Genomic DNA, 6984 nt, shown 5'->3' with positions numbered 1-6984 from the left:
GGTACTGCAGGGGGGACCCTGTGGGAGAGTAGGACGCCGCCGAACTCCTTTTATGAAAAGCCCCGTGCCCTTGTGGCACGGGGCTTTTCTGCGTTTACAGGGTCTTCAGCCTGCGGTGACCAGATGGGTGTCGTACGCCAGGATGACCGCCTGTACACGGTCTCTGGCTCCGGTCTTCGCGAGGATGCGCGAGACATGGGTCTTCACGGTCGATTCGGCCAGGTGGAAGCGTTCGGCGATCTCCGTGTTGCTCCAGCCCTGACCGATGACGGTGAGGATCTCCCGTTCCCGGTCGGTCAGCTTCGCGATTCGTGCGTCCGGTGTCGCAGGTCCGCCGGGAGTCGACGGCAAGTGCTGTACGTATGCGTCCAGGAGACGGCGGGTCAGGCTCGGGGCGACCACCGCGTCGCCGCCGGCCACCGCACGGATCCCGGAGAGCAGCTCCTCCGGCAGCGCGTCCTTGATCAGGAAGCCGCTGGCGCCGGCGCGCAGGCCGTCGTACGCATAGCGGTCCAGGTCGAACGTGGTGACGATGAGGACGCGCGTGCGGGAGCCGGCCCTGATGATGCGTCGGGTGGCCTCGATGCCGTCGAGCAGGGGCATGCGGATGTCCATCAGGGCGACGTCCGGCTGGTGCCGGGCGACGAGTTGGAGGGCTTCGTGGCCGTTGGCGGCCTCGCCGACGACTGTCATGTCGTCCTGGCTCTCCAGGAGCATGCGGAATCCGAAGCGTTGCATCGGCTGGTCGTCCGCGATGAGCACGGTCGTCACGAGGGGGAGTCCTCCAGGGGGAGTCGGAGCCGTACCTGCCAGCCGGTGTCTGTGCATGAGTCCGTTGTCGTGCCGGCGGGGCGGCCCGCTTTGAGTGTGGCGTCGTAGAGGGAGGCGCGTTCGCGCATTCCCGTGATGCCCTGACCGGTGCCGTCGGGCAGGGCGGTCGTGGGGTGCGGGGAGCCGTTGTCGGTGATCAGGACCTCCAGCTCCGCCGGACGGTACGTCAGCGTGACCTCCGCCGCCAGGGACGGGCCGGCGACGGCGTGCTTCAGCGTGTTCGTCAGCGCTTCCTGCACTACCCGGTACACCGTCAGTTGACGTCCGGGCGCGGGCGGGACGGCTGGGGGCGTGCCGCGACGATGAAGGCGTACGGGGAGGCCGGCGCTGCGTACGCCTGCGATCAGGGCGTCGATGTCGTCGAGCGTGGGCTGCGGGGTGCGGTCGGCCCGGTCCGGGTGGTCGCGCAGAACGCCCAGCAGACGGCGGAGCTCGGCGAGGGCCTGGCGGCTGGTGGTGCCGATGGCGTCCAGAGCCTGGGTGGCCCGCTCGGGGTTCTTGGCCGCGGCGTAGGCCCCGCCGTCCGCGAGGCCCGTGATGACGGAGAGGTTGTGCCCGATGATGTCGTGCATCTCCCGGGCGATGCGGGTCCGTTCGGCCGCCGCCGCCAGTTGGGCCTGCTGGTCGCGTTCGCGTTCGAGCCGGTTGGCCCGGTCGACGAGGGCCTCCGTGTACTCCTTGCGCGTACGCACCACGATGCCGGTCAGGGACGCGAACGCGAAGGCGTAGAGGTGGGGGATGAACAGCCGGTTCCAGTCGTCCGGGAAGTGCGCCGAGCCGATCACGAGCGGGGCGAGGACGATGCCGCCGGAGCAGGCCAGGGTGCGCAACGGCCGACGCAGCGCGATGTTGAAGACGACGATCTCCTGGAGGAAGGCGGCCTGGATGACCGCCCCCGTCCACACGTTGACCAGGGCGAACGGGGCCGTGAGCAGCAACACGGCCAGGGGGTGACTGCGCCGCCACAGCAGCGGGGCGGAGAACGCCACGCTCATCGCGAGCACCAACGACTCCGGAACGTGCGGGTCGACGGCGACCGTGCGCCAGCCACCGGACGAGACGTCGAGGACGGCGAACAGTATCCAGAACGTGGTGAGCAGGGCGTCCCAGACGAGTGGCCGACGACGGTCGGACGCGCGGATCCGCTGCAGCAGGCGCTGGAGGAGACCGGTGAGGGGGAAGGGGCCCGCCGGCCGGTGCGTGCCGGGGCCGGGGCCGGGGCCGCGGCCGTCGCCTGCGTCGTCCGTCACTGGTTCGTCCGTCACTCGCCCGTCCTCGCGTCCGGGTGTGTCCGGTCGCGTCCGTGTCATGCGTCGCGGCGTCGCAGGAGCAGGGCCGCTGCGATCAGTGTGACCGCAGCCCACAGGACGAGGGCAAGCAGGGCCCCGCCGGTGGAGGCGGCGTCGGGGAGCGGTGTGACGGAACCCAGCACGCCGGCGGCCTGGGTGGGGAAGTAGCGGACGGCGGTTGCGACGGCGTCGTACGGGAGCATGGTGAGCACCTCCGGCAGGACCATCACGCCTCCGATGAAGGCGCCGATCGCGCCCGGTACCGAGCGGAGCAGGGCGCCGAGGCCCAGAGCGATGAGGCTGAGGAGCGTGGCCCCGACGGCGTTGCCCGCGACGGCCCGGAGCACACCGGGGTCGGCGAGGGAGGCTGCCTGGTCCGTGTCGTGGAGGAAGAGCTGCGCGACGACGAACGTGAGCAGTGAAGTGGCCAGCATGGTGGCGAGGACGGTGGCGGTGAAGACGGCCGCCTTGGCCCACAGGACCGGGAGGCGGCGCGGGACCGCGGTGAGGGAGGCACGGATCATGCCGGACGAGTACTCGCCCGCGGTGACGAGGATGCCCAGCACGACCGTGCAGAGTGTGCCGAGCGTGGTGCCGTAGAGGACCAGGATGACGGTGTCGACGTCCGAGTCGCCGCCGTCGGAGGTGTAGGTCGTGCCCATGACGATGCCGACGGCGAGGACCAGCGCGTCTGCGGAGCCCAGGGTGATCCAACTGGAGCGCAGGGTGTGGAGCTTGTGCCATTCGGAGCGCAGCACCCGGACCGGAGTGACGCGGTAGGGATGCGGGGCGGACGCCGGGGTGGGTGTCGCGGGGGGTGTCCGGCCGGGAGTCTGGCTGGGTGTCGCCGTGGTCATGCGGGGGCTCCGGTCGGTTCGGGGGCGGTGATCCGGTACTCGACCGACTCCTGGGTGAGGTCCATGAAGGCCTGCTCCAGTGAGGCGGCGAGCGGAGTGAGCTCGTACAGCGGGATGGCGTGGGCGGCGGCGATGCGTCCGATGCGGGCGGCGTCGACGCCGCGGATCTCCAGCAGGCCGGGTTCCGCGTCGGTGGCGTCGGTGGCGTCGGTGGCGTCCGTGGTGCTGGTGGTCGCGGTGATGTCGATGCCGGGGGCGTGCAGGAGAGCGCGCAGGGCTGTGGGCCGGGGGGTGACGACCTTGACGGCGCCGCCGCCCGCCGCGGCGACGAAGTCGGCGACCGTGGTGTCGGCGAGCAGGCGGCCGCGTCCGATGATGACCAGATGGTCGGCGGTGAGGGCCATCTCGCTCATCAGGTGCGAGGAGACGAGAACCGTACGGCCCTGCAGCGCGAGGGATTTGAGAAGGTTGCGGATCCAGAGCACGCCTTCCGGGTCGAGGCCGTTGACCGGCTCGTCGAGGATCAGGGTGTCCGGGTCTCCGAGCAGGGCCGCGGCGATGCCGAGCCGCTGGCCCATGCCGAGCGAGAACCCCTTGACCCGTTTCCCGGCAACCGCGGTCAGCCCGGCCAGGTCGAGGACGTGCTCGACACGGCTGCGCGGGATGCCGTGGGTGTGGGCGAGCGCCATCAGGTGGTGGAAGGCGGTCCGGCCGGGGTGGACGGAGCGGGCCTCCAGCAGGGCGCCGACTTCGGTGAGGGGCGCGCTGTGGGTGGCGTACGCGCGGCCGCCGACCGTGGAGCGGCCGCGGGTGGGTGCGTCCAGGCCGAGGAGCATGCGCATGGTCGTGGACTTGCCGGCGCCGTTCGGGCCGAGGAAGCCGGTGACGGTGCCGGGCCGGACCGTGAAGTCGAGGTTCTGGACGACCGTGGTGTCGCCGTATTTCTTGGTGAGTTCGTAGGCCCTGATCATGCGTTCGACGCTACGGAGCGGGCGACCGCCGGGCGTCGGACCGGGGGCGGGTCGTGGCGGTGGGCGTAGTACCGGGGTAGGACGGTTCGGGGGTTTCGCCGATTCGGTGCGGGCCGAATGTGTTTGCACGGCCACCCGCAGCAGGTCAGGATCGGTCCATGGACTACGTGATACGGGCCGTGCGTGCCGACGAGTGGCAGTCGGCGAAGGAACTCAGGCTTGCTGCACTACGGGATCCGGTGGCTCCGGTGGCGTTTCTGGAGACGTATGAGCAGGGCCTGGAGCGCAGCGATGACTTTTGGCGGGAGCGGTCGCTCGGCGCTTCGGAGGAGGGCGCGGGCGCAGCGAGGCAGTTCATCGCCGAGGCACCTGACGGCAGCTGGGCGGGCACGGTGACCGTGCTGATCGAGAGGCCGGACGACGAGGTGCGGTTCGGTGAGGCGGCGGACGTCCACCAGGCGCATGTGGTCGGGGTGTTCGTACGGCCCGAGGCGCGCGGCAGGGGGCTGGCCGAGGAGTTGTTCCGGGCCGGTACGGATTGGGCGTGGTCGCTGGGCGAGCCGCTGATCGAGCGGGTACGGCTGTACGTGCACGAGGGCAATCCGCGAGCGGCTGCCCTGTACCGGCGGATCGGGTTCGTGCCGACCGGGGAGACCGTGCCGATGCCGGGTGACCCGACGGCCAAGGAGCTGGAGTACGCGGTGGCGCGGCCCCGGATGATCTGATTCCGGGATGATGCCGGGGCAGGGCAGGGGAGGGGAGGATGCAGCGCAGGCGGGTATGGGCAGGGCGGAGCCCTTCGGCATCGTCTCCGCAGGCATCCCTTGGACCACACCACCAGGAGGAACCGGTGTCCTACCCGCATCCGCCCACCCCCGCGGAGAAGTTCACCGCCGCGGAGCAGCTCGCGCACGCGGAGAAGCTCATCGACGCGAAGCAGCTCGCGCACGCGGAGAAGCTCATCGACGCGAAGAAGCTGTTGAACCTCCCGCTTGTCGTCGTGATCTGCGGATCCACTCGTTTCATGACCGAGATGAACGAGGCCGATCTGCGGGAGACCGGAGCCGGAAAGATCGTCGTCAAGCCGGGCTGTGACCTGAAGTCGCCCCACGAGCTCTGGTCCGATCCTGTCGAGGCGGAGGCGCTGAAGGTTCGACTCGACGATCTGCACCGGGCGAAGATCAGGCTCGCTGATGAGGTGCTCGTCGTCGGCGACTACATCGGAGACAGCACCCGAGCCGAAATCGCCTACGCCCGGTCGCTGGGCAAGCCTGTGCGGTTCACGCACCCCGAAGTCGACGTCGCCCCTGACGCGTGAGCGTGACTGGCCGCGCTCACGCCTCGGCAACCAGGGCCGGGGCCGGCGGTCCGCCGGCTGACCGTCTCGCGTGTTTCGGCCACCGCCCACCCCACACCCACCGTCCACCCCACCCCGACCCACACCCACCACCGTCCGCGGGCATCCCTGGGCATGGGGCATTCAGTGAGCGACGCGGCGGGATGGCTCAGGAGGTGCCGGTCCGTACCGCGCTCGTGGCCAGGGTGGTGTAGCTCATCGTGAAGCGGCCGCCCAGGGAGTCGATGGCGTCCCCGACCGCGGCCAGTACGCCGGCCAGTCGGTCAGGACGCAGCTGGGTCAGGCCGCCGGTGGTGGGCAGCAGGTTCAGCCACTGGTCGCGCGTGTAGGACTGCTCCCAGTCGAATCGCCACTGTTCCGTGTCGTCGAACCGTCCGGTCTCCCGGATCCTGTCGGCGAACTTCGCGTAGGCCGCCTGGTAGAGGGCGAGCGGGCGCCGGGCCGGCTGGCTGCTGAGCGGGGAGTCGGGCGCCGCCTGCCGGTATGCGGCGGCGAATGGTTCGGCTACTTCGGGGGGCGGTTCGTAGGCGTGACCGAAGATGGCGAGGCGTCCCCCCGGGCGCAGGACCTGGGCCGCCTTTGCGGCGCCGGTGGACGGGTCCACCCAGTGCCACGACTGCGCGGCGACGATCGTGTCGAAGGTCCGGCCGGCTGGCTGCCAGGCTTCGAAGGCCGCCACCTCGACGTTCAGGCCGCGGGCTCGTGCGAAGTCGGCCATCCGCGCATCGGGCTCGATGCCGAGTACGGTGCAGCCGGCGGCCTGGAACCGGCGGGCCGCGATGCCGGTGCCGCAGCCGATGTCGAGCAGGTCGGGCCCGGGGCTCCCGGCGACGATCCGGGTCACCAGCGCGTCGGGGTACCCGGGCCGTGCCCGGTCGTAGCGCTGTGCGTCCACGCCGAACGACTCGGCCATCCGTCTGGCCTCGTGCGGGTTCGCGGCGGTTGGTCCGAGGTGCTCGCTCGGTACGATGGGCATGTGCCCACTCTAGTGGGCGCATGCCCACTAGACAATGATGCGGGCGGGGGACAGCACGAGAGGATCTGCGAGTGCCGACTGGTGTGCACCTTCGCGACGCGCGGCAGCAACTGTTCGACGCCGCTGAACGCGTGCTTCTGCGGGACGGTCCGAACGGGCTGACCAGCCGGGCCGTGACCGACGAGGCGGGCTGCGCCAAGGGTGTCCTGCACCGGCACTTCGCCGACTTCGACGCTTTCCTCACCGATCTCGTGCTCGACCGGGCCGCGCAGCTGGAGGCGCAGGCGGATGAGCTGCGCGAGTCGGCCGGCGCAGGCACGGTGACCGGCAACCTCACCGCCGCGCTGTCCACCCTGTTCGGGCCGATTCCGGTGGCGATCATTCCGCTCATCACCTTCAGGGACGAGCTGCGCACGCGGTTGCGGCACGCCAGGCCCGGAGGCGGCATCGCGATCCTCGCCGAGGCCACGACCGCGATCTCCGCCTATCTGGCCGCCGAGCGTGAACGGGGCCGTGTCGCGGCCGACGCGGACATCGACTCACTCACGCTGTCGCTGGTCGGTGGCGGGCATCTGCTGTTCACGGACCGCGACGACCCCGGCCGCCCGACCACGGAGGCCGTCGAAAGGTTCGTCACGGCGGCCGTCGCCGCTGTGCAGCGCCGACCGGTCTAAGGGGCGGGGCGTCGGGCCTGGCTGTGCGT

General features: G+C 70.8%; 8 protein-coding genes. 3 read left to right on the top strand and 5 right to left on the bottom strand.

The window, feature by feature from the left end; all coding sequences use genetic code 11:
• Positions 1–105: 105 nt before the first annotated feature.
• The 4 genes from ACGFZA_RS35915 to ACGFZA_RS35900 are packed head-to-tail and all read right to left on the bottom strand — an operon-like array spanning position 106 to position 3948.
• Positions 106–771: a response regulator gene (locus tag ACGFZA_RS35915; protein WP_385286105.1), complete on the bottom strand. Its 666-nt coding sequence runs from the start codon at positions 769–771 to the stop codon at positions 106–108.
• Positions 768–2096, bottom strand: a complete 1329-nt coding sequence (locus ACGFZA_RS35910) for a sensor histidine kinase (protein ID WP_393684718.1) — start codon at positions 2094–2096, stop codon at positions 768–770. The genes ACGFZA_RS35915 and ACGFZA_RS35910 overlap by 4 nt, the downstream gene beginning before the upstream one ends.
• A gap of 41 nt (positions 2097–2137) precedes the next feature.
• A complete protein-coding gene (locus ACGFZA_RS35905) occupies positions 2138–2977 on the bottom strand; it encodes an ABC transporter permease (protein WP_393684716.1) in 840 nt (279 codons plus the stop codon).
• On the bottom strand, positions 2974–3948 hold the full coding sequence (locus ACGFZA_RS35900; protein WP_393684714.1) for an ATP-binding cassette domain-containing protein: 975 nt from the start codon (positions 3946–3948) through the stop codon (positions 2974–2976). Before ACGFZA_RS35900 ends, ACGFZA_RS35905 begins: the two co-directional genes overlap by 4 nt.
• A gap of 158 nt (positions 3949–4106) precedes the next feature.
• Between ACGFZA_RS35900 and ACGFZA_RS35895 the strand changes: the two genes are divergently transcribed.
• Together ACGFZA_RS35895 and ACGFZA_RS35890 are read left to right on the top strand one after the other, a co-directional pair.
• The gene (locus ACGFZA_RS35895) at positions 4107–4673 is read left to right on the top strand and encodes a GNAT family N-acetyltransferase (protein ID WP_385286112.1); all 567 of its coding nucleotides are present in this window, start codon (positions 4107–4109) and stop codon (positions 4671–4673) included.
• 200 nt (positions 4674–4873) lie between these two features.
• A complete protein-coding gene (locus ACGFZA_RS35890) occupies positions 4874–5266 on the top strand; it encodes a hypothetical protein (RefSeq protein ID WP_393684734.1) in 393 nt (130 codons plus the stop codon).
• Positions 5267–5453: 187 nt separating this feature from the next.
• Here the strand turns inward: ACGFZA_RS35890 and ACGFZA_RS35885 are convergent, their stop codons facing one another.
• The gene (locus ACGFZA_RS35885; RefSeq protein WP_393684712.1) at positions 5454–6281 is read right to left on the bottom strand and encodes a class I SAM-dependent methyltransferase; all 828 of its coding nucleotides are present in this window, start codon (positions 6279–6281) and stop codon (positions 5454–5456) included.
• A 71-nt stretch (positions 6282–6352) separates the two neighbouring features.
• Between ACGFZA_RS35885 and ACGFZA_RS35880 the strand changes: the two genes are divergently transcribed.
• On the top strand, positions 6353–6955 hold the full coding sequence (locus ACGFZA_RS35880; protein ID WP_393684710.1) for a TetR/AcrR family transcriptional regulator: 603 nt from the start codon (positions 6353–6355) through the stop codon (positions 6953–6955).
• Positions 6956–6984: the final 29 nt, after the last annotated feature.

It is taken from the genome of Streptomyces sp. NPDC048211 (genome assembly GCF_043202315.1).
Taxonomy (GTDB): Bacteria; Actinomycetota; Actinomycetes; order Streptomycetales; family Streptomycetaceae; genus Streptomyces.
Note: the sequence above shows the minus strand (reverse complement) of the source record. Positions and strands in the feature narration are given on the sequence as shown.